At 65.5% G+C, this 20,768-nt stretch carries 19 protein-coding genes; 11 read left to right on the top strand and 8 right to left on the bottom strand.

Annotated elements, in window-relative coordinates; translation table 11 throughout:
- The first annotated feature begins 127 nt into the window (after positions 1 to 127).
- The gene (locus tag IAG39_RS15545) at positions 128 to 727 is read left to right on the top strand and encodes a C40 family peptidase (RefSeq protein WP_118932035.1); all 600 of its coding nucleotides are present in this window, start codon (positions 128 to 130) and stop codon (positions 725 to 727) included.
- 100 nt (positions 728 to 827) lie between these two features.
- Here IAG39_RS15545 and IAG39_RS15540 read toward each other — a convergent pair whose 3' ends face one another.
- Positions 828 to 1,598, bottom strand: a complete 771-nt coding sequence (locus IAG39_RS15540; protein WP_059375790.1) for an SDR family oxidoreductase — start codon at positions 1,596 to 1,598, stop codon at positions 828 to 830.
- A gap of 333 nt (positions 1,599 to 1,931) precedes the next feature.
- On the opposite strand from IAG39_RS15540, the gene IAG39_RS15535 reads away from it, so the two are divergent.
- The 5 genes from IAG39_RS15535 (at position 1,932) to IAG39_RS15515 (ending at position 6,852) form a co-directional block, all read left to right on the top strand.
- Positions 1,932 to 2,636: a c-type cytochrome gene (locus IAG39_RS15535; protein ID WP_118932036.1), complete on the top strand. Its 705-nt coding sequence runs from the start codon at positions 1,932 to 1,934 to the stop codon at positions 2,634 to 2,636.
- On the top strand, positions 2,633 to 3,550 hold the full coding sequence (locus IAG39_RS15530; protein ID WP_059375780.1) for a c-type cytochrome: 918 nt from the start codon (positions 2,633 to 2,635) through the stop codon (positions 3,548 to 3,550). Before IAG39_RS15535 ends, IAG39_RS15530 begins: the two co-directional genes overlap by 4 nt.
- A 102-nt stretch (positions 3,551 to 3,652) precedes the next feature.
- Positions 3,653 to 4,285 (top strand): guanylate kinase, encoded by a 633-nt coding sequence (gmk, locus tag IAG39_RS15525; protein ID WP_082400970.1) that lies wholly within the window; start codon positions 3,653 to 3,655, stop codon positions 4,283 to 4,285.
- Between the two features lie 44 nt (positions 4,286 to 4,329).
- Positions 4,330 to 4,533 (top strand): DNA-directed RNA polymerase subunit omega, encoded by a 204-nt coding sequence (rpoZ, locus tag IAG39_RS15520; RefSeq protein ID WP_006219679.1) that lies wholly within the window; start codon positions 4,330 to 4,332, stop codon positions 4,531 to 4,533.
- Positions 4,534 to 4,554: 21 nt separating this feature from the next.
- Positions 4,555 to 6,852 carry a RelA/SpoT family protein gene (locus IAG39_RS15515; protein WP_054454071.1) on the top strand — a complete coding sequence of 766 codons (2,298 nt, stop codon included), beginning with the start codon at positions 4,555 to 4,557 and terminating at the stop codon, positions 6,850 to 6,852.
- A 47-nt stretch (positions 6,853 to 6,899) separates the two neighbouring features.
- Here IAG39_RS15515 and glnQ read toward each other — a convergent pair whose 3' ends face one another.
- From glnQ to glnH, 3 genes are all read right to left on the bottom strand, one after another.
- On the bottom strand, positions 6,900 to 7,628 hold the full coding sequence (gene glnQ / locus IAG39_RS15510; protein ID WP_059375777.1) for a glutamine ABC transporter ATP-binding protein GlnQ: 729 nt from the start codon (positions 7,626 to 7,628) through the stop codon (positions 6,900 to 6,902).
- Entirely contained in the window at positions 7,625 to 8,281 is a 657-nt protein-coding gene (glnP, locus tag IAG39_RS15505; protein ID WP_054454065.1) for a glutamine ABC transporter permease GlnP, read from the bottom strand. The genes glnQ and glnP overlap by 4 nt, the downstream gene beginning before the upstream one ends.
- Before the next feature lie 143 nt (positions 8,282 to 8,424).
- Positions 8,425 to 9,177, bottom strand: a complete 753-nt coding sequence (gene glnH, locus IAG39_RS15500; RefSeq protein ID WP_054454063.1) for a glutamine ABC transporter substrate-binding protein GlnH — start codon at positions 9,175 to 9,177, stop codon at positions 8,425 to 8,427.
- Positions 9,178 to 9,344: 167 nt separating this feature from the next.
- On the opposite strand from glnH, the gene IAG39_RS15495 reads away from it, so the two are divergent.
- Positions 9,345 to 10,379: a C45 family autoproteolytic acyltransferase/hydolase gene (locus IAG39_RS15495; protein WP_118932037.1), complete on the top strand. Its 1,035-nt coding sequence runs from the start codon at positions 9,345 to 9,347 to the stop codon at positions 10,377 to 10,379.
- A 73-nt stretch (positions 10,380 to 10,452) separates the two neighbouring features.
- Here IAG39_RS15495 and IAG39_RS15490 read toward each other — a convergent pair whose 3' ends face one another.
- The 3 genes from IAG39_RS15490 to nudC form a co-directional block, all read right to left on the bottom strand.
- On the bottom strand, positions 10,453 to 14,076 hold the full coding sequence (locus tag IAG39_RS15490; RefSeq protein ID WP_059375773.1) for a hydantoinase B/oxoprolinase family protein: 3,624 nt from the start codon (positions 14,074 to 14,076) through the stop codon (positions 10,453 to 10,455).
- A 60-nt stretch (positions 14,077 to 14,136) separates the two neighbouring features.
- Entirely contained in the window at positions 14,137 to 14,646 is a 510-nt protein-coding gene (locus IAG39_RS15485) for a winged helix DNA-binding protein (RefSeq protein WP_059375770.1), read from the bottom strand.
- A gap of 138 nt (positions 14,647 to 14,784) precedes the next feature.
- Positions 14,785 to 15,555 carry an NAD(+) diphosphatase gene (gene nudC, locus IAG39_RS15480; RefSeq protein ID WP_118932038.1) on the bottom strand — a complete coding sequence of 257 codons (771 nt, stop codon included), beginning with the start codon at positions 15,553 to 15,555 and terminating at the stop codon, positions 14,785 to 14,787.
- 270 nt (positions 15,556 to 15,825) lie between these two features.
- Here nudC and IAG39_RS15475 point away from each other — a divergent pair, with 270 nt between their 5' ends.
- From IAG39_RS15475 to IAG39_RS15460, 4 genes are all read left to right on the top strand, one after another.
- Positions 15,826 to 16,800, top strand: coding sequence for a TRAP transporter substrate-binding protein (locus IAG39_RS15475; protein WP_059375768.1), 975 nt, complete (start codon positions 15,826 to 15,828; stop codon positions 16,798 to 16,800).
- A gap of 7 nt (positions 16,801 to 16,807) precedes the next feature.
- A complete protein-coding gene (locus tag IAG39_RS15470; protein ID WP_013394009.1) occupies positions 16,808 to 17,308 on the top strand; it encodes a TRAP transporter small permease in 501 nt (166 codons plus the stop codon).
- On the top strand, positions 17,301 to 18,602 hold the full coding sequence (locus tag IAG39_RS15465; protein ID WP_059375756.1) for a TRAP transporter large permease: 1,302 nt from the start codon (positions 17,301 to 17,303) through the stop codon (positions 18,600 to 18,602). The genes IAG39_RS15470 and IAG39_RS15465 overlap by 8 nt, the downstream gene beginning before the upstream one ends.
- A 326-nt stretch (positions 18,603 to 18,928) precedes the next feature.
- Positions 18,929 to 19,999, top strand: a complete 1,071-nt coding sequence (locus IAG39_RS15460) for a porin (protein ID WP_059375752.1) — start codon at positions 18,929 to 18,931, stop codon at positions 19,997 to 19,999.
- Between the two features lie 57 nt (positions 20,000 to 20,056).
- Here the strand turns inward: IAG39_RS15460 and IAG39_RS15455 are convergent, their stop codons facing one another.
- Complete coding sequence (locus IAG39_RS15455; protein ID WP_059375749.1) at positions 20,057 to 20,764, bottom strand: ABC transporter ATP-binding protein; 708 nt, start codon at positions 20,762 to 20,764, stop codon at positions 20,057 to 20,059.
- Positions 20,765 to 20,768 lie beyond the last annotated feature (4 nt).

Here is a 20,768-nt window from a genome sequence, read left to right as displayed (position 1 = left end):
TAATGAAACATTATTCCATTACAATCACATGGCAGTCCGGGGTTTTACGTCCCGGTGTTGCCCCTTTCCGCCGGCTTGCCTGTCCAGGCAAAGCCATGCCGCCCACTCCGATTCTTGAAGTGACGTAATGACGCCGCCCACGCGAAAAGCCCGAATTGCCCAACTCCGCATTCCCGTATTCCTGTCAGCGCCCATCATCGCCCTGACTCTCTCCTGGATTCCCGACGCCGCCCAGGCGTCCATCCGCTCCGAGCAGGCCCGCCCCTCGCTCACCGGCCTGCGCCTGGCGCAGGAACCCACCGTCCCCACCCTGCGCGACCGCGTCGTGCAAGCCGGCCTGGATGCCATCGGCACCCCCTATAGCTGGGGCGGCGACGATGCCGACGGATTCGATTGCAGCGGACTTGTGCTGCACGTCTTCCGCGAAATCGCCGGCCTGGAGCTGCCCCGCACGGCGCGCGCGCAACGCACCGCCGGCGAATCCGTCGCCAACAAGCAGGAATTGCGCCCCGGCGATCTGGTGTTCTTCGCCACGCGCGGCCGCGGCGTGACCTCGCACGTCGGCATCTACATCGGCCAGAACAAGTTTGTCCACGCTCCGCGCCGCGGCACCAAGGTGCGTGTGGATGAAATGAAGAATTCGTACTGGAACAAGCGCTACGTCGGCGCCCGGCGCTATCTGGATATGCAACCGGGCCAGATGCTGGCCCAGGTTTCCGCCCGCTGACGAAAAAATAGGAGCGCCGCTGCCGGCGCCTCTGGGGGGTGGCACCACGGCCTGCCGCGGCCAGTCCAGGAAGGACGCGCCGCCGCAGGCTTGCTGCGTTTCAGCCCCGGCCCACGAAGGGCATATTGGTCGCCATGATGGTCATGAACTGCACGTTGGCCTCCAGCGGCAGGCGCGCCATCGCGGCCACCGCCTGCGCCACGTGCGCCACGTCCATGCGCGGCTCCACCTTGGTGCTGCCGTCGGCCTGCAGGATGCCTGCGGCCATGCGCTCGGTCATGTCGGTGGCGGCATTGCCGATATCGATCTGGCCGCAAGCAATGTTGTAGGGCCGGCAGTCCAGCGAAATCGACTTGGTCAGCCCGGTCACCGCGTGCTTGGTGGCAGTGTAGGCAATGGAGAACGGACGCGGCGCATGCGCCGAGATCGAACCGTTGTTGATGATGCGTCCGCCGCGCGGATTCTGCGCCTTCATCACGCGGATGGCGGCTTGCGCGCACAGGAACATGCCGGTCAGATTGGTGTCGACCACGTCACGCCAGACCGACACGGGCAATTCTTCGATCGGCATCGCCGGCGCGCCGCGGCCGGCATTGTTGAACAGCACATCCAGCCGGCCATACTCACGCTGCGCGCTGTCGAAGAGTTCACGCACGGCCTGCTCGTCGGATACATCCGTGGGCACCACCAGCGCCCTCACGCCGTCCTCGCCGGCCGCGGTGCGGGTGGCTTCCAGCGGTTCGCGGCGGCGGCCGGCCAGCACGACCCGATAACCTTGCGCCAGGAATTCCAGCGCCACCGCGCGGCCTATGCCGGTACCGGCGCCGGTGACCAGCGCCACGCGCGGGTGTTCGATCTCGTTCGCTTGCATCGGATTCTCCTTGTTATCGATCGGCGGAATGCTACCCCAATCATTCTGGCCATGCTGCAAGCGAAGGTTCCAGCCGTGACACATTCGAACGCGTCACACGCAAGCAAAAATTACCCGGCATGGACGAACTGCCGAACGCGCCGGAAGACGCGTTTTTCCTGAAGCGATCCCGACCGGCGGATCCGCGCCCGCGCCGCTTTTTCTCGCAGAAAAAAACCGCGCAACGCATGCCATAGGGTCGACAATTCCGTGTTGATCCGTCACAAGTCTTTATATAATTCCTGGCAATTAGCTTATTACCAGAAATCCAATAACACCCACGGAGCAGGTTATATGACCCCACGGTCCCTATCCGCCGCACTGATCCTGAGCGCGCTGCACGCCGCCTCGGCCGGTGCGCAAAGCGCGCCCGACGGCAAGCAGATCAGCACCCAGGGCGCCAACGGCGCGCCCGCCTGTATCACCTGCCACGGCGCCCGTGGCGAAGGCAACCCGGCCGCCGGCTTCCCGCAACTCGCCGGCATGGGCAGCGCCTACCTCGAAGAACAGCTCGAAGCCATGGCCAACGGCTCGCGCGTCAGCCCGGTCATGGCCGCCACAGCCAAGGCGCTGGACCCGGCACAGCGCAAGGCCGTCGCGCAGTACTACGCCTCCCTGCCCTCCGCGCAGGACATCGACACACTGGCTGCGACCGCCATGCATCCGGCCAATCCGGCCGATACCGGCGCCTGGCTGGCTACGCGCGGCGCCTGGGACAAGAACGTGCCGGCCTGCAACCAGTGCCACGGGCCGGGCGGCATCGGCGTAGGCGCGAATTTCCCCGCCTTGGCGGGCCAGCCCGCCGCCTACATCGCCGGCCAACTGCGCGCCTGGCAGCAAGGCCAGCGCCCGCCAGGTCCGCTGGGCCTGATGCCGGCCGTGGCCACGCGCCTCTCCAGCGCCGAGATCGACGCCGTGTCCGCCTATTACGCAGGCCTGCCCAAGGCCGCCGACCAGCTTGCCGCGCAAGCCAACACCGCCGCGGGAGCCCAGCAATGACCCCCATCAGCCTGCGCCTGCTGTCCGCCGCCTGTCTGTTCGCATCCGCCGCCGCGTTTGCGGCCGAACCCCGCCCGTCCTTCACGCCGCCGTCGGCCGCGTCCATTCCCGACAACGATTTCGGCAAAGCCGTACGCGAAGGCGAGCAGATCTTCCTGCACACGCCCCAAAAGGCCGCCAAGTTCGTCGGCAACAACCTGAACTGCGTCAGTTGCCACCTGGACGCCGGCCGCCGGCCGGACTCCGCGCCGATGTGGGCGGCCTACGTGCTCTACCCCGCCTATCGCGCCAAGAACGGCCACGTCAACACCCTGGCCGAACGCCTGCAAGGGTGCTTCCGCTTCAGCATGAACGGCAAGGCGCCCGCCGCGGACGATCCCACCCTGACCGCGCTGCAGACCTACATGTTCTGGCTGGCCAGCAAGGCGCCGACCGGCGTGGTGCTGGAAGGCCAGGGCTATCGCAAGCTGCCCGCGCCCGCCAAGAAGGCGGACTACCTGCGCGGCAGCGAGGTCTACGCGCAGTATTGCGCGGTCTGTCACGGGGCCGAAGGCCAGGGCCAGAAGAACGGCAAGCATTGGGTGTTCCCCGCCCTGTGGGGCGCGGACTCGTTCAACTGGGGCGCGGGCATGCACCAGATCGGCAATGCCGCCGGCTTCATCAAGGCCAACATGCCGCTCGGACAGGCCGGCATGCTGAGCGACCAGGAAGCCTGGGACGTGGCCTACTTCATGAACGCGCACGAACGTCCGCAGGATCCGCGCTACACAGAGTCTGTGGCCGCGACCCGGGCCAAGTACCACGACTCCGACGATTCGCTATACGGTATCGAGGTCAACGGCCATCTGCTGGGCAGCGACTCGCCGCCAGCCGGCGGCAAGCTGACCCAGGCCGCCGCCAAGGCTGGCGGCTAAGTCCGGCAGGCGCAAATCACGTGGCCGGCTTGCGGGTTCCCCCCTGCCCGGCCGCGTGATTTGTTATTCTTCGTGTCTTAGCATCACACGCCCGCCACATTCATGTCCGCCAATCCCGGAAACGTCTTCATGGTCGTCGCGCCCAGCGGCGCCGGCAAGTCCAGCCTGGTCAAGGCCTTGCTTCAGCAAGACCCCTCCATCCTGCTCTCCATCTCCTGCACCACCCGCGCGCCCCGCCCCGGCGAGGAAGACGGCCGCGAGTACCGCTTCGTGTCCACGGACGAGTTCAAGCTCCTGCGCGAAGGCAACAACCTGCTGGAATGGGCGGAAGTGCACGGCAATTTCTACGGCACGCCGCGAGACCGCATCGACGAAGCCACCCGCGCCGGCCGCGACGTGCTGCTGGAGATCGACTGGCAAGGCGCGCGCCAGGTGAAGCAGCGCTTCCCCGGCGCGATCGGCGTGTTCGTGCTGCCGCCGTCCATTGACGAACTCGAAAGCCGGCTCAAGGCGCGCGGCCAGGACGCGCCCCAGGTGATCGCGCGTCGCCTGATGGCCGCGGGCGGCGAAATCGCCCACGCGCCTGAATGCGAATATGTTATTATTAATCAAGAATTTAGCGTGGCCTTGTCGGAATTGACTCAAATAGTCAGCGCCGCACGGCTGCGCTTTTCGTCTCAGGCCGCCCGCCACAGCCAGTTGTTCTCGCAACTGGGCATCCCGGCCGAGCACTGAGCCGAACGCATTCTCCCCATCCTCCATCAGCACCAGGTGTCCTAATGGCTCGCATTACCGTCGAAGACTGTCTGAATCAAATCCCCAATCGTTTCAAGCTCACGCTGGCCGCAACGTACCGCGCCCGCGAGTTGGCGCAAGGCCATGCCCCGCGCCTGGACAGCAAAGACAAGCCCACGGTCACTGCCCTGCGCGAAATCGCGGGCGGCCTCACCGGCGTGGAAATGCTGCGTAAAGTACCCACCTGATCGTTTCCGGGGGCGGCAAGCATGGCTTTTCCCGGGCTGAAGTACGCTTCATCAGGTCTGCTTGCCGCACTGCGTGCCGGCTCCCGTCTCGGGCGCCGCACGGGCAAGAAAGACAAGACTCCCCCTACGCCACCGTCCGTCGCCGCGCAAGAAGCGGCGGACGCGACCGCCTCGCCGGTCGCTTCGCTGGCGCCGCTGACCGAAATCATCGGCAGCTATCTCGACAAGAAAGACGTAGAGCGCGTGCGCGAGGCCTATCGCTTCGCCGACCAGGCGCATCTGGGCCAGTTCCGCGCCAGCGGTTCGCCCTACATCTCTCACCCCATCGCCGTCACGGAAATCTGCGCAGGCTGGAAGCTCGACGTCAACGCGTTGTCAGCCGCCCTGCTGCACGACGTGATGGAAGACCAGGGCATCGCCAAGCACGAATTGGCCGAGAAATTCGGCCCTGAAGTCGCCGAACTGGTCGACGGCCTGTCCAAGCTCGACCGCCTGGACTTCGCCACCAAGGCCGAACAGCAGGCCGAGAGCTTCCGCAAGATGCTGCTGGCGATGGCGCGCGACGTGCGCGTCATCCTCATCAAGCTGGCCGACCGCCTGCACAACATGCGCACGCTGGACGCGGTCAATCCGGAGAAGCGCCGCCGCATCGCGCGCGAAACCCTGGACATCTACGCGCCGATCGCCCATCGCCTGGGCCTGAACCTGCTGTTCCGCGAATTGCAGGACCTGTGCTTCGCGGCCATGTACCCGAACCGCTACCAGGTGCTGTACAAGGCGGTGCTGGCCGCGCGCGGCAACCGCCGCGAGGTCATCACCAAGATCGCCGATTCGGTGCGGGCCTCGCTGCCCGCCGCAGGCATCGAGGCCGAGGTCACCGGCCGCGAGAAGACGCTCTACGGCATCTACCGCAAGATGGTCGACCAGAAGAAGTCGTTCTCCGACGTCCTGGACATCTACGGCTTTCGCGTCATCGTGCACACCCTGCCCGAGTGCTACCTGGCGCTGGGCACGCTGCACCAGCTCTACCGGCCCGTACCCGGCAAGTTCAAGGACTACATCGCCATCCCCAAGGTGAACGGCTACCAGTCCCTGCACACGACCCTGGTCGGTCCCTACGGCACGCCGGTGGAGTTCCAGTTCCGTACCCGCGACATGCATCATGTGGCGGAAGAAGGCGTGGCCTCGCACTGGCTCTACAAGGGCGCGGACCTCACCCTCAACGACCTGCAGAAGCGCACCCACCAGTGGCTGCAGTCGCTGCTGGACATCCAGAGCCAGACCGGCGATTCCGGCGAATTCCTGGAGCACGTCAAGGTCGATCTGTTCCCCGACGCCGTCTATGTATTCACGCCGCGCGGCAAGATCATCTCGCTGCCCCGCGGCGCCACGCCGGTGGACTTCGCCTACGCGATCCACACCGATATCGGCAACCAGGCGGTGGCCGCCAAGGTCAACGGCGAATTCGTGCCGTTGCGCACCGAACTCAACAGCGGCGACACGGTGGAAATCGTCACCTCCCCCGCTTCCCGTCCGAACGCGCAGTGGCTCAACTATGTACGCACTGGCCGCGCGCGCTCTGAAATCCGCCACTACCTGCGCACCGTCAAGTACGAAGAGTCCGTGGCCTTTGGCGAACGCCTGCTGGGACAGGCGCTGCAGGAGCTGCACATGCCCCTGCCCGCCACCGACGACCCGGCCTGGCAGAAGCTGGCGCGCAGCACCGGCGCCAGCTCGCGCGAGGAAATCCTGGCCGACATCGGCCTGGGCAAGCGCCTGGCCGCCGTGGTGGCGCGCCGCTTCGCGCCCGAACACCAACTGGTCGCGACCACGGCCGCGGCGGTGGACGAGCTGACCTCGGCGCGCAGCGCCCCCATCCTGATCCAGGGCAATGAAGGCCAGGCGGTGCAATTGGCGCCTTGCTGCGGTCCGCTGCCAGGCGACCCCATCATCGCCGGCATGCGCATGGGACACGGGCTGGTGGTGCATACCGCCGATTGCCCGGTGGCCATGCGCCAGCGCCTGCGCGAGCCGGAACGCTGGATCAACGTCGCCTGGGATCCCAACAACACCGCCAAGCACCTGGCCACGCGCCTAGACATCGTCACGCGAAACGAGCGCGGGGTATTGGGGCGGCTGGCGGCGGAGGTCACGGCGGCCGACGCCAACATCGTGCACGTCACCATGCACGACGACGCGGTCGCTACGGTGTCGCTGCATCTGACGATCCAGGTCGACAGCCGCAAGCACCTGGCGCAAGTCATCCGCGCCATCCGCCACGTGCCGCAAGTGCAGAAGATCGTGCGCGTGAAGGGTTGAGCCGTTCTTCAGTGCAGGGCTGAAACGCCAGCCCTGCACTGCGCACCTCAGGTCACGTGCTGCAGAAAATCCTTGAGCCGCTGGCTGGGCGGATTGCTGAGCAATTCGCCTGGCGGCCCGTCATGGGCGATCTTGCCGGCGTCGATGAAGATCAGGCGGCTGCCCACCTTGCGCGCAAACTCCATTTCATGCGTGACCACCACCATGGTCATGCCCTCTTCGGCCAGGTCGCGCATGACCTTGAGCACTTCGTGACGCAGCTCCGGATCCAGCGCCGAGGTCGGCTCGTCGAACAGCATCAGCTTGGGTTTGATGGCCAGCGCCCGCGCGATCGCCACACGCTGCTGCTGGCCGCCTGAAAGCTCGGACGGATAGTGGTTCATGCGCTCGGCCAAGCCGACCTTGGCCAGCAGGCTTTCGGCCAGTTCGCGCGCCTCGGCGCGGCTCTGGCCGCGCGTGTGGATCGGGCCGAACATGACGTTTTCCAGCGCGGTCATCTGCGGGAACAGATTGAACTGCTGGAACACCATGCCCGCCTCGCGCCGGATCTCGCGCACTTGCGCGGCACCGCCGTTCACGCTCAGTCCGTCCACCAGCAAGTCGCCGCCATTGATGGTTTCCAGCACGTTGATGCAGCGCAGGAAGGTGGATTTGCCGGAGCCCGACGGGCCGACCACCACCACGACCTCACCCGCGTCGATGTTCAACGAAATGCCGTTGAGCACCATGGACTCGCCGAAGTTCTTGGTGACGTTGTGGAATTCAACCATGCTCATAGTATGCGCATCCTTCTTTCAATCAGATGCAGGCCCAGCGCCATCAGGCCGGTCAGGATCAGGTAGACGATCGCCACCGCCGACCAGATCTCGACGGCGCGGAAGTTGCTGGCCATGATTTCCTGGCCCTGCCGCGTCAGCTCGGCCACGCCGATCACGATGAAGAGCGAGGAATCCTTGAGGCTGATGATGCACTGGTTGCCCAGCGGCGGAATCATGCGGCGGAACGCCACCGGCCCGATGATGTGGAAGAGGATCTTGTGGAACGGCAGCCCCATGGCCTGTCCGGCTTCCTTCAGGCCCTTGTGCACGGACAACAGCGCGCCGCGCACGATCTCGGAAATGTAGGCGCCGGAATTGATGATGAGCGTGACGATCGCCGCCCACTCCGCGTCCACCCGGATGTTCGCCAGCAGCGGCAAGGCGAAATAGATGAACATCACCTGCACAACGATGGGCGTGCCGCGGATGACCGCGACGTAGACCTGTGCGATGGCCGACAGGATGGGATGCCCGTAAGCCCGTGTCACGCCGGACAGCGCGCCCAGCAGAAAGCCGCCGAACAAGCCCCAGAACGTGATCTTGATGGTCATCAGCGTACCCTCGAGCAGATTGGGTAGCGCGTCCCTGATTACAGTCCAGTCAAACTCCACGATATTCCCCCTATGGCGCGGCGCCGCGCCGTAGCGCGGCGGGAGCGGCGCGGGACCCTGCGCCCGACTGCGGCGTAGCGTCCGGCATCAGCCGGTGCAGGCCGATGCCGGGCGGTCCCGGAATGCAATGCGGACCCGGATGCTCAGGGCTTCTTGCCGAACCACTTGGTATAGATGGCGTCGTACTGGCCGTTGGCCTTCAGCGTGGCCAGCGCCTTGTTAACCTGCGGCACCAGATCGCTGCCCTTGGGGAAGGCGATGCCGTAGAAGTCGCCGCTCTTGACCGAGCCGACCACCTTCACGCGTCCCTTGCCTGCGGTATTGGCGTAGTACTGGACATTGGGCGTATCGTGCACCGCGGCGTCCACGCGGCCGGTGGCCAGTTCCAGATAGGCGTTGTCGATGTTGGGGAACAGCTTGAGCTTCGCGTCCGGCACCTGCGCCTTCAGGAAGTCCACGGTGGCGGTGCCGGTCTTGACCGCGACGGTCTTGCCGGCCAGGGACTTGGCGTCCTTGATGTCCGTATTCTTTTCGCCGACCAGGATGGCCAGGCCGCTTTCGTAATAGGGATCGGAGAAGTCGATGACCTTCTTGCGGTCATCGCGGATCGTGATGCCGGCCAACGCCGCATCGATGTTCTTGGTCTGCAGGCCCGGGATGATGCCCGCGAAGTCCATCGGCTGCAGCTTGTACTTGAGGTTGAGTTCCTTGGCGATGGCCGCCCACAGATCCACGTCGAAGCCCACATAGGTATTACCCTGCTTGAACTCGAACGGCACGAAAGCGGTATCGGTGGCCACCACCAATTCCTTGCCTTGGGCATGCGCGCCTGAGACAGCGCCGAACATGGCCACGGACAGGCCGACCAGTGCGGCGGCGACTTTGCGTTTGATCATGAAACTCTCCTCTTGGGGACCAGTCGGCACCCCGGGGTTGTTGTAGGGGCATGATTCCTGGGCTGCGCCGGGGTCTCCGGCACGGCTTACCGCCGATCTTAACGCATACGTCCCCACCCGGCAGCGGCCGGAAAATTTACAATCCGCATGACACCCGGAGGATTCCCATGGCCTACAAACATGTACGCATTGCCGGAAACCGGCGTCAGACCGGCCTCGCGCTGGGCAAGCTGGCGCGGCCCCTGATGGCGACCTACCTGGACCAAAGCCGCACCTGGGACGCGCTGCGGCCATGGCGCGGCCACGCCTTCCTGGACGAGTTGGCGCAGCAGGCGCAAACCACACTGCCGGCGATCTGGGAAGAATTGGAAGGCATGGCCGAGGGCTTGCACATGCCGATCGAGGACGTGCTGCTGTGGAACTGCCGCGGCGACCTGCTGCACAGCACCACCGACGGCTGCACCTCCGTCGCGCTGAAAGCGGCCGACGGCACACGCTGGATCGCGCACAACGAGGACGGCGATCCCTACCTGCGCGGGCGCTGCCATCTGGTCGACGTGGCGCTGGACGACGCGCCCGGCTACCTCAGCTTCTACTATCCCGGCTCCCTGCCCGGCCATACCTTCGGCGCCAATCGCGCCGGACTGGTGCAGACCATCAACAACCTGCGCATCCGGCAGCGCCATCCGGGCGTGCCGCGCATGCTGATGGCGCGCGCCGTGCTCGACTGCACGACGCTGGACCAGGCGCTCGCCCTGATGCGCGACCTGCCGCATTCCGGGGGCTTTCACCACACGCTGGGCGCGGCCGGCGACGCCCGCCTGCTTAGCGCGGAAGTGGTGCCAGGCGAGGTTTCCATCCTGGAAATCGGCACGCGCTACGGCCATGCCAATCACATGGTGCATGCCGACATGGGGGGCATCGCGCAGATCGTCACCGACTCGTCGCGGGCACGGCAAAACCGCATCGAAGGCATCGTGGACGGCTGGTCCAGCGCCACCGCCAGCGCGGATCTGCTCGCCGCCTTGCATAACACCGAAGGCGAACTGCCGATACTGCGAACCTCGCCGGACGATCCGGACGACGAAAACACGCTGGCGACGGCCGTCTTTGAAATTGGGGAAAGCGAAGTGACCTTGCGGGTATACGACCGGAAGGCCAAGGCGGAGATCGCGCTGGACGTCATGTCGGATGCGGAGTGAGATAGCCGCGTGACCCATCAACAAAACGGCCGCGTCATCACTGACGCGGCCGTTTTGTTTCCGTGCGGACGGATTACGCCGCCCCGTAGCCCCCGCCTCCCGGCGTTTCGACGACGAAGATATCGCCCGGACGCAGCTGGGCGCTGTCCTGCGGACCCAGCTCCTGGACCGACCCGTCGGCGCGTTCGACCGAGTTGCGGCCCATGGCGCCGGGCTGCCCGCCCGCCAGGCCGAACGGCGCATACAGGCGGTTGTTCGACAGGATGGCGGCCGTCATGTCCTCCAGGAAACGGATGCGGCGCACGCCGCCGTCACCGCCCGGATAGCGGCCGGCGCCGCCCGAGCCCTTGCGGATTTCGTAGGACTCCAACCGCACCGGGAACCGGAACTCCAGCACTTCGGGGTCCGTCAGACGCGAATTGGTCATGTGCGCCTGCACCAGCGAGGTGCCGGCGAAACCTTCGTCGCGGGGACCCGCGGCGTCGATGCGCACCGGACCCGCGCCCGTGCCGCCCGAGATGGTCTCGTAGTACTGATGACGCGCGTTGCCGAACGTGAAGTTGTTCATCGTGCCCTGGCTTGCGGCCAGCACGCCCAGCGCGCCGTACAGCGCGTTGACGATGCACATGGACGTTTCCACGTTGCCCGCCACCACCGAGGCCGGCGGATTCGGGCGCAGCATCGAGCCTTCCGGCAGGATGATGGACAGCGGCACGAGGCAGCCGTCGTTCAGCGGAATATCGTCATTGACCAGCGTGCGGAACACGTACAGCACCGCCGCCACGGCGATGGCGCCCGGCGCGTTGAAGTTGTTGTCCAACTGGTTGGACGTGCCGGTGAAATCCACCACGGCGCTGCGCGCCTCGGTATCCACCTTCACGGCGACGCGGATCACCGCGCCGTTGTCCAGCGGGTACTCGTAGCTGCCGTCCTTCAACACCGAAATCACGCGGCGCACCGCTTCCTCGGCGTTGTCCTGCACGTGTCCCATGTAGGCGCGGACCACGTCCAGGCCGAAGTGGTCGCACATGCGCAGCAACTCCTGCACGCCCTTTTCATTGGCGGCAATCTGCGCGTGCATATCGGCGATGTTCTGGTCCGGATTGCGCGCCGGCCAGCGGCCCGAGCCCAGGATGCCGCGCGCCGCGGCCTCGCGGAATTCGCCGTTCTTCACCAGCTGGAAGTTGGTAAAGAGCACGCCCTCGTCTTCCACCGTCTTGGAATCCGGCGGCATGGAACCCGGCGTGGTGCCGCCAATGTCGGCGTGATGGCCGCGCGAACCGACGTAAAACAGGATCTCGCGCCCCTCTCGGTCGAACACCGGCGTGATGACCGTGACGTCGGGCAAGTGCGTGCCGCCGTGATATGGATCGTTGACCACATAGGCATCGCCAGGCTGCATGCTGCCGGCGTTGGCGCGCATGACCGTGCGCACCGATTCGCCCATGGAACCCAGGTGCACCGGCATGTGCGGGGCATTGGCGATCAGCCGGGCCTGCGCATCGAAGATCGCGCAGGAGAAGTCCAGGCGTTCCTTGATGTTGACCGAATAAGCCGTGTTCTGCAGGCGGTAGCCCATCTGCTCGGCGATCGACATGAAGAGGTTGTTGAAGACCTCCAGCATGACCGGGTCGGCCTGCGTGCCGATGGCGCGGCGTTCCGGACGCGCTTCCACGCGACGGATCACGAAGTGGTCCTGCGCCGTCAGTTCGGCCTGCCATCCGGCCTCGACCACCGTGGTCTGGTTGGGTTCGGAAATGATGGCGGGTCCCGCCACCACGTCGCCGCCCGCCATGTCCTCGCGCACGTACAGAGGCGTATCGCGCCAGGCGCCACCGCTGTACATGCTGACGACGCGGCTGGGAGCCAGCGCGCCGTCGCGCACGCGCGCGCTGGCGGCTTCGCCGACGCGTTCGCCGCCGCCCGTGGCTTCGACCGAGATGGTTTCCACCACCAGTTCGCGGTTGGGCATAAGGAAGGAATAGCGCAGGCGGTAGGCCGCTTCGAATTCCTTGCGCGCCTGTTCCAGGTCGGTGTACGCCACTTCCAGCGAGGTATCCGTGCCGCGGTACTTAAGGTGCAGGCGGCGTTGCACGCTGATGTCGCTTTCGGCGACATGCTGGCGGCGCAGTTCGCCCACAGCCTGGCCAGCCAGCTCGTCGAGCTCGCCCTTCAACGCCTGCATCAGTTCGGCATCGAGCACCTTCTCGACCGTCTTCTGGCGCATGTCGGTCTGGTCGGCCAGGCCCATGCCGTAGGCCGACAGCACGCCGCCCAGCGGGTGCGCGAACACCGTGGTCATGCCCAGCGCATCGGCCACCAGGCAGGCGTGCTGTCCACCCGCGCCGCCGAACACGGTCAGCGCGTACTCGGTCACGTCATGGCCGCGCTGCACCGAGATGCGCTTGATGGCTTCGGCCATGTTGCCCACGGCGATTTCCAGGAAGCCTTCGGCCAGCTGTTCGGGACTCATTTCGCGGCCGGTGGCGGCACGCACTTCGTCGGACATGGCCGTAAAGCGCGCCACGACCGCCTCGCGGTCCAGCGGCTCATTGGCTTCGGGACCGAAGACCTTGGGGAAAAAGTCGGGCTGGATCTTGCCCAGAAGGACGTTGCAGTCCGTCACCGCCAGCGGGCCGCCGCGGCGGTAGCAGGCGGGACCCGGGTTGGCCCCGGCCGAATCGGGGCCCACGCGCAGACGCGCGCCGTCGAAATGCAGGATCGAGCCGCCGCCCGCCGCCACGGTGTGGATGCTCATCATGGGCGCGCGCATGCGCACGCCGGCCACCTGGGTCTCGAACTCGCGTTCGAATTCGCCCGCGTAATGCGACACGTCGGTGGAGGTCCCGCCCATGTCGAAGCCGATGACCTTGGGAAAGCCCGCGATCTCGCTGGTGCGCACCATGCCGACGATGCCGCCGGCAGGACCCGACAGGATGGCGTCCTTGCCGCGGAAACGGTGCGCGTCGGTCAAGCCGCCGCTGGATTGCATGAACATGAGGCGGATGCCCGGCAGTTCGCCGGCCACCTGGTCGACATAGCGCTTCAGGATGGGCGACAGATAGGCGTCCACCACCGTGGTGTCGCCACGCGACACGAACTTGATCAGCGGGCTGACCTCGTGCGAGGCCGACACCTGCGGGAAGCCCACTTCACGCGCGATGCGGGCCGCGATGCGCTCGTGCTCGGGCGCATGCCAGGCGTGCATGAAGACGATGGCCACGGCGCGGATGCCGCTGTCGTAAGCGGCCTGCATGGCCGCGCGCAGCGCGTCCTGATCCAGCTCGCGGATCACTTCGCCGTCGGCGGCCACGCGCTCGTCCGCTTCCACCACGGACTCGTAGAGCATCTCGGGCAGGACGACGTTGCGGTCGAACAGGCGCGGACGGTTCTGGTAGGCAATGCGCAGGCCGTCGCGGAAACCCCGGGTCGTCACCAGCAAGGTGCGCTCGCCCTTGCGTTCCAGCAAGGCGTTGGTGGCAACGGTAGTACCCATCTTCACGCACTCGACCTGATCGGCGGGCACGGGCTGGCCGGGCGCGATGCCCAGCAGCTTGCGGATGCCGGCCACGGCCGCGTCGCGATACTGCTCGGGGTTTTCCGAGAGCATCTTGGCCGTGGTGGTCGTGCCATCGGGGCGCCGCGCCACGATGTCGGTAAAGGTGCCCCCACGGTCAATCCAGAATTGCCACTTCATAGCTGTCCTTGCAAACAAAGGGTCGCCGCGGCGCCTGCGGCCGCGCACGGGTAAACGGAATCAGAGAGAGGTCGCCGCGCGGGCCGCCTGGTCGTACAGGCCGGACAACGCGCGCAGCGTATGCGCCAGTTGGCGGCTGTAGTCCAGCCCGCCCCCGCCCGGCGCGTCCAGGCCGGCGGTCAGGCATTGTTCGCGGACCTCGGCATAGCGCTTGAGTATGGCCGCGCCTTCCGGGGTCACGCTGTAAAAGACTTCCTTGCTGCTGCGCTCGCCCTTGACCACGCCCAGGCGGTCCAGCTTCTTAAGCGCGTAGCTGACGATGTGCGTGTCCTCGACATTCAGCGTGAAGCAGATGTCGGCCAGCTTTTTGGGGCGCTCACGGTGATAGACATGATGAAAGACCATCACGTCGGTGGGCGTCAGGTCGGGCAGCCCGGCCGCCGCCATGCAGCGCACGGTCCAGCGGTCGAAGGCATGGCTGGCGATCATCAGACCGAATTCCACTTCGGAAAGGTCAGGCGCGCTGCCGCCGGCCAAATGGGCCGACGATGCAATCAAAGTGGGGGTCATGGAAGACGCAAGCCGAGTTTATATGAGCGAAATACTAATAATTTATCTATATTTCATCAATAAAAAATGCGGACGGGATGCCAAAAATTCCCTCTTTCGAGGGAATACCCCTAGAAGACTGCAAGCGAAACGACGGTTTTAAGGCGCCGACCAGCCCATGGGCAGGTTCGCCCGGATCAACCATCCCGCGATGGAAATCCGCGGCGCGATCTCGGGCATGGGATCGCCCGGACCGAACCAGCGCGCATCGGCGATCTCGTCTTCCTGCACGCGTATGTCGCCGGACACGTAGTCCGCCGTGAACGCGACCATGAGCGAATGCGGAAACGGCCAGGACTGGCTGCCGAAATACTGCAGGTTGCCGACCTTCAGGCCGACCTCCTCATGGACCTCGCGGTGGATGGTCTGTTCGATGCTTTCGCCTGGCTCGACGAAACCGGCCAAGGCGGTATAGCGCGAGGTCGCGGTGGTGGTGTGGCGCGCCAGCAGGATGCTGTCGCCCTTGCGGATCAGCACCATCATGGCGGGCGAAATGCGCGGGTAGGCCGAGAAGCCGCAGGACGGGCAACGCAGACAGAATTCGGTGGGCACCCGCTCTGCCGGCGTACCGCAGACGCCGCAGAACCGGTGCGTGCGCGCCCATTCGGCGATCTGGTAGGCGCGTCCGGCCAGCGCCATGCGCTCGTCATCCAGCACGCCAAAGAGCGAACGCAGCTTCCTGAAGGCGTAGCCCTGCGGCGGTTCCACGCCAGGTTCGACATGCACCGTGCGGCAGGGCGAGCCGGGCATGGCCCAGATCGGCTGCAAGGCCGCGGCCGCCACGCCTATCTGCACGCACAAGGCAGTGTCCGGCAATACGGCGGACGTCTCTTCAACCAGCAACTCATCACGACGGAAAACGAAATTCACACACGCCTCGGCACCATGCATTCGATACGCAATGTTAGAAGAAAAACGGCTGCCGCAATGCGTTTGCGCAAAGATTGAACCCTCAATGATCGACGCTGCGCACGCCTGTTAGGAATAACCCGTAAAGACGCGATTTCGCGCGCCCCGCCGCCGCATAGCAACATAGAATGGCACGGCTTTTCAGCTGCGCGTCATCGCCGCAGCGCTCTCTTTTTCGCAATGCCTATCGGGCACAACCCGGCTTCACCATTCGCAAAGAAGGACCACCCCATGCACAAGAAGATTTCCCTGTTGGCAGGCAGCATCGTCCTGGCGTTCAGCGCCGGCGCCCAGGCTCAAACGAAATGGGATCTGCCCACCGCCTATCCGGCCAGCAACTTCCACGTTGAAAACCTGACCACCTTCGTCAAGGACGTCGACACGCTGTCCGAAGGCAAGCTGAAGATCACGCTGCACAACAACGCCTCGCTGTACAAAGCGCCCGAGATCAAGCGCGCGGTGCAGGGCAACCAGGCGCAGATCGGCGAGATCCTGCTGACCAACTTTGCGAACGAAGATCCGATCTACGAACTGGACGGCCTGCCCTTCCTGGCCACCGGCTATGACGCGTCGTTCAAACTCTATCAAGCGCAGAAGCCCTTCCTCGAAAAGAAGCTCAACGCGCACGGCATGACGCTGCTGTACGCGGTGGCCTGGCCGCCCCAGGGCATCTTCGCCAACAAGGACATCAAGCAGATCAGCGATATGAAGGGCCTGAAGTGGCGCGCCTACAGCCCGGTGACGGCCAAGATCGCCGAACTGGTCGGCGCGCAGCCCGTTACCGTGCAGCAGGCTGAACTGGCCCAGGCCATGGCCACCGGCGTGATCGATTCCTATATGTCCTCGGCCTCCACCGGCTACGACACCAAGACCTACGAGTACATCAAGAAGTTCTACGACACCCAGGCCTGGCTGCCGAAGAACGCCATCATCGTCAACAAGAAGGCGTTCGACGCGCTTGACCCCGCGACCCAGGCCGCCTTGAAGAAGGCCGGCGCGCAAGCCGAAGAGCGCGGCTGGAAGCTGTCGCAGGAAAAGAACAAGTGGTATCAGGCGGAACTGGCCAAGAACGGCATGGAAACCATCCAGCCCACGGTCGAGCTGAAGGAAGGCCTGTCCGTGATCGGCAAGCGCATGCTGGACGACTGGCTGAAGAAGGCTGGCGCCGATGGCCAGGCCATGATCGACGCCTACAAGAAGCAGTGATATTTCCATGCGCCGCTTTCTAGATGGTCTCTACGGCGCGGCCGGCCTGCTGGCCGGCCTGTGCACGATCGGCGTCCTGGTGTCGGTGCTGGCCGCGATCATCGCGCGCCAGCTCAGCATGAACATACCCGGCACGGACGCCTATGCCGGGTATTTCATGGCCGCCGCCGGGTTCCTCGCCCTTGCCAGTACGTTCAAGCACGGCGAACACATCCGCGTGACGCTGCTGCTCAATTCGCTCAAGCCCGCCGCAGGCCGCAAGCTGGATATCTTCGCCCTGGCGGTCGGCTGCCTGCTCGCGTCCGCCTTCGCGTTCTTCAGCGTCAAGCTGACCTACGACTCCTGGCAGTTCAACGACATCTCCACGTCCAACGACGCGACGCCGCTCTGGATACCGCAACTCAGCATGGCCGTGGGCACGGTGCTGTTCCTGGTCGCCCTGATCGACGAGCTGATCCGACGCTCACGCGGCCTGTCCGCCGCCACTTCGCAGCAAACCCATGAATGAACTACTCGTCATCACCCTATTGGTCGTCTCGATCTTCGCGCTCCTGGGCTGCGGGGTCTGGGTCGGCCTGACCCTGGCGGGGACCGCCTGGATCGGCATGGAGATCTTCTCCAGCCGGCCCGCGGGCGATGCCATGGCCGTCACCATCTGGGGCGCGTCCTCCAGCTGGACGCTGACCGCCCTGCCGCTTTTCCTGTGGATGGGCGAAATCCTGTTCCGCACGCGGCTGTCCGAAGACCTGTTCAAGGGGCTCGCCCCCTGGCTCAACCGCCTGCCCGGGCGGCTGCTGCACACCAACGTGATCGGCTGCGCCATCTTCGCGGCGGTCTCGGGCTCGTCCGCGGCGACCTGCGCCACGGTCGGCAAGATGACCATCCCGGAACTGACGCGCCGCGGCTATCCCGAGGACAAGATCCTGGGTACGCTGTCGGGCGCCGGCACGCTGGGCCTGCTGATCCCGCCGTCCATCATCATGATCGTGTACGGCGTGGCGGCGGACGTGTCCATCGCCAAGCTGTTCATCGCGGGCATCGTGCCGGGCATCCTGCTGGCCCTGCTGTTCATGGGCTACATCGCCTGGTGGGCGATCCGCAATCCCGGCCAGGTGCCGGCGGCCGACCCCGGCCTGTCGCTGCTGGAAAAGCTGTCGCGTTCGCGCCATCTGATCCCGGTGATGCTGCTGATCGGCGCGGTGCTGGGTTCCATCTATACCGGCATCGCCACCGCCACGGAAGCGGCGGCGGTCGGCGTGGTGGGCGCGCTGATCCTGTCTGCGCTGCAGGGATCGCTGAACCGCTCCGCCTTCATGCAATCGCTGCTGGGCGCAACCCGGCTGTACTGCATGATTGCGCTGATCCTGGCGGGCGCGCAGTTCCTGACCCTGGCCATGGGCTATATCGGCCTGCCGCGCGCGCTGGCTGAATGGATCGGGGGGCTGGGCCTGTCGCAGTTCGGGCTCATCATGGCGCTGATGGTGTTCTTCATCGTCCTGGGCTGCTTCCTGGACGGCATCTCCATTGTCGTGCTGACCATGGGCGTGCTGTTGCCCACCGTGCAGGCCGCCGGCATCGATCTGATCTGGTTCGGCATCTTCATCGTGTTCGTTGTGGAAATGGCACAAATCACGCCGCCCGTGGGGTTCAACCTGTTCGTTCTGTCCGGCATGAGCGGCAGGGAACTGCCCTACATCGCGCGCGCCTCGCTGCCGATGTTCTTCCTGATGATCCTGGCGGTGCTGCTGCTCTATGCCGTGCCCGGCATAGCGACGTGGCTGCCGCTGCACATGACGCTGTAGCGCGGTGCTGACATGAAAACCCCGTTTCTGAAACGGGGTTTTTTTTGGCCTCCGGTCTCGCCTCCCCCCGTTTTTTCGTGTTGTAAACCAGGGAAAACTCCAAAAAACAACAGGTGCCGCTCACGCCCCAGTTTTTCTAGAATTCCCTGGCGCTGCTACGTTGCAACATTACGGCGTATATGTGCATATGCGGCTATCGCCCGGACCCGCGCTTACCGTAAGCGTCGGTGCGACGGCCCAGCGCCTGACGATCCGCCAGGCGCGAACAGCCGGGCCAAAAGCCCGGCGCCACTAATAAATAGCGCTACCCAGGAGGAGCCCCCAGCATGAAACGCATTCCCCTATCCCTCGCCCTTGCAAGCCTGGGCCTGGCCGCCGGCGCGGCCCACGCCGAAACCAGCGTCACCCTGTACGGCATCGCCGACGTCAGCATCCGCTACCTGAGCACCAGCGCCGGCAGCGTCGGTCAAGACGGCAGCCGCGTGTCGATGGAGAACGGCGCCATATCCAACAGCCGTTGGGGCCTGCGCGGCTCCGAAGACCTGGGCGACGGCAACCGCGCCTTCTTCCGCCTGGAAAACGGCTTCAACATGCAGAACGGCCGCGGCTCGGATCCGTCCAAGACCTTCAGCCGCCTGGCCTACATCGGCCTGGACGGCGGCAACATCGGCGCGCTGACCCTGGGTCTGCAGAACACCCCGATGTTCGACCTGCTGGCCGACTACTTCGACCCGCTGACCGTCGGCAACTACGACCAGAACGCCTGGCTGCCCGCCGCCATGTCGCGCGTGCGCACCAACAACATGACCAAGTACTCCAACACCATTGGAGACCTGGCGTTCGTGCTGTCCTGGGCCAACGGCGACGACTACAAGGACCACAAGGCCGGCCAGCAGTACGGCGCCAGCCTGCGCTACACCGTCGGCAAGCTGGGCCTGGGCGCGGCCTACCAGCAGACCTACGATGGCACGGATTCCGATCTGCGCCAGCGCGTCTGGAACCTGAACGCCTCGTATCAGTTCGACGGCGCCAAGGTCTTCGCCGGCTACTACAACGGCCGCGACGAAACCGGCTGGGTCAACGCCGTGATGGGCGGCAACCAGGCGCCCGGCCTGGACCGCAAGGACAATGGCTACTTCGCCGGCGCCACCTGGCAGGCCACGCCGCGCTGGGCCATCACCGGCGCCGCCTACTACGACCAGAGCAAGAACGTGGTCGAAGACGGCGACAAGGGCAAGCGCTACGCGCTGGTCGCCGTGGCCGAGTACTCGCTGTCCAAGCGCTCGCAGATCTACGGCACGGTCGACTGGAACAAGGTCAACGACGCCGCCAGCGGCGAAATCGCCGGCAAGAGCAGCCAGCTCGGCGCCGCAGTGGGCTTCCGCCACATCTTCTGATGACTGTCCGCGCCGGACGCCTTGCGCGTCCGGCGCGGTTTCGTCACGCTCCCTTCCTTACATCCCCAGATAGGCCTTGCGCACCTCGTCCGAGGCTGCCAGCTCCGCCGCTTCGCCCGACAGCGCCACCCTGCCGCTTTGCATCACGTAGGCGCGCGCCGCGACTTCCAGCGCCTGGGCCATATTCTGCTCCACCAACAAGACCGACAGGCCGTCATCGCGGTTCAAGGCCGCCAGCGCGTCGAATACCTGTTCCACCAGCAAGGGCGACAGGCCCAGGCTGGGCTCGTCGATCAAGAGCAGGCGCGGTCCGCTCATCAGCGCCCGGCCGATGGCCAGCATCTGGCGCTCGCCGCCCGACATGGTTCCGGCCAACTGCGTGCGACGTTCCTTCAGGCGCGGGAACAGGGTGTAGACGCGCTCCAGGCGTTCCCCGTACACGCGCTCATCGCGCACGGTGTACGCGCCCAGGCGCAGATTCTGTTCCACGGGCTGGCGCGCGAATACGCGGGCGCCTTCGGGAATCATCGAGATACCCTGCGTCACCAGCCTGTCCGGCGGCGTGCCGGTGATATCCCGGCCTTCGAAAATCACCCGGCCGCTCTTGGGCTTGACGGAGCCGACGATCGCCATCAGGGTGCTGGACTTGCCCGCGCCGTTGGCGCCCAGCAGCGCAGCGATCTCGCCCGGCCTGACCTCCAGCGACAGGCCGCGCACCGCCTGCACGCCGCCGTAGGCCACGCTCAGGTCTTCCACTTTCAGCATCGCA

The sequence above is a fragment of the Achromobacter xylosoxidans genome, from assembly GCF_014490035.1.
In the GTDB taxonomy this organism is placed as follows: domain Bacteria; phylum Pseudomonadota; class Gammaproteobacteria; order Burkholderiales; family Burkholderiaceae_B; genus Achromobacter; species Achromobacter bronchisepticus_A.
This window is presented reverse-complemented; position numbering and strand designations above follow the sequence as displayed.

Coding starts and splice junctions, on each gene's coding strand:
- IAG39_RS15485 (WP_059375770.1), bottom strand. CDS start 14,646: ATGACCCCCACTTTGATTGCATCGTCGGCCCATTTGGCCGGCGGCAGC.
- IAG39_RS15475 (WP_059375768.1), top strand. CDS start 15,826: ATGCACAAGAAGATTTCCCTGTTGGCAGGCAGCATCGTCCTGGCGTTC.
- IAG39_RS15490 (WP_059375773.1), bottom strand. CDS start 14,076: ATGAAGTGGCAATTCTGGATTGACCGTGGGGGCACCTTTACCGACATC.
- IAG39_RS15515 (WP_054454071.1), top strand. CDS start 4,555: ATGGCTTTTCCCGGGCTGAAGTACGCTTCATCAGGTCTGCTTGCCGCA.
- glnH (WP_054454063.1), bottom strand. CDS start 9,177: ATGATCAAACGCAAAGTCGCCGCCGCACTGGTCGGCCTGTCCGTGGCC.
- IAG39_RS15540 (WP_059375790.1), bottom strand. CDS start 1,598: ATGCAAGCGAACGAGATCGAACACCCGCGCGTGGCGCTGGTCACCGGC.
- IAG39_RS15460 (WP_059375752.1), top strand. CDS start 18,929: ATGAAACGCATTCCCCTATCCCTCGCCCTTGCAAGCCTGGGCCTGGCC.
- IAG39_RS15470 (WP_013394009.1), top strand. CDS start 16,808: ATGCGCCGCTTTCTAGATGGTCTCTACGGCGCGGCCGGCCTGCTGGCC.
- glnQ (WP_059375777.1), bottom strand. CDS start 7,628: ATGAGCATGGTTGAATTCCACAACGTCACCAAGAACTTCGGCGAGTCC.
- IAG39_RS15545 (WP_118932035.1), top strand. CDS start 128: ATGACGCCGCCCACGCGAAAAGCCCGAATTGCCCAACTCCGCATTCCC.
- gmk (WP_082400970.1), top strand. CDS start 3,653: ATGTCCGCCAATCCCGGAAACGTCTTCATGGTCGTCGCGCCCAGCGGC.
- IAG39_RS15530 (WP_059375780.1), top strand. CDS start 2,633: ATGACCCCCATCAGCCTGCGCCTGCTGTCCGCCGCCTGTCTGTTCGCA.
- IAG39_RS15455 (WP_059375749.1), bottom strand. CDS start 20,764: ATGCTGAAAGTGGAAGACCTGAGCGTGGCCTACGGCGGCGTGCAGGCG.
- rpoZ (WP_006219679.1), top strand. CDS start 4,330: ATGGCTCGCATTACCGTCGAAGACTGTCTGAATCAAATCCCCAATCGT.
- IAG39_RS15465 (WP_059375756.1), top strand. CDS start 17,301: ATGAATGAACTACTCGTCATCACCCTATTGGTCGTCTCGATCTTCGCG.
- IAG39_RS15535 (WP_118932036.1), top strand. CDS start 1,932: ATGACCCCACGGTCCCTATCCGCCGCACTGATCCTGAGCGCGCTGCAC.
- IAG39_RS15495 (WP_118932037.1), top strand. CDS start 9,345: ATGGCCTACAAACATGTACGCATTGCCGGAAACCGGCGTCAGACCGGC.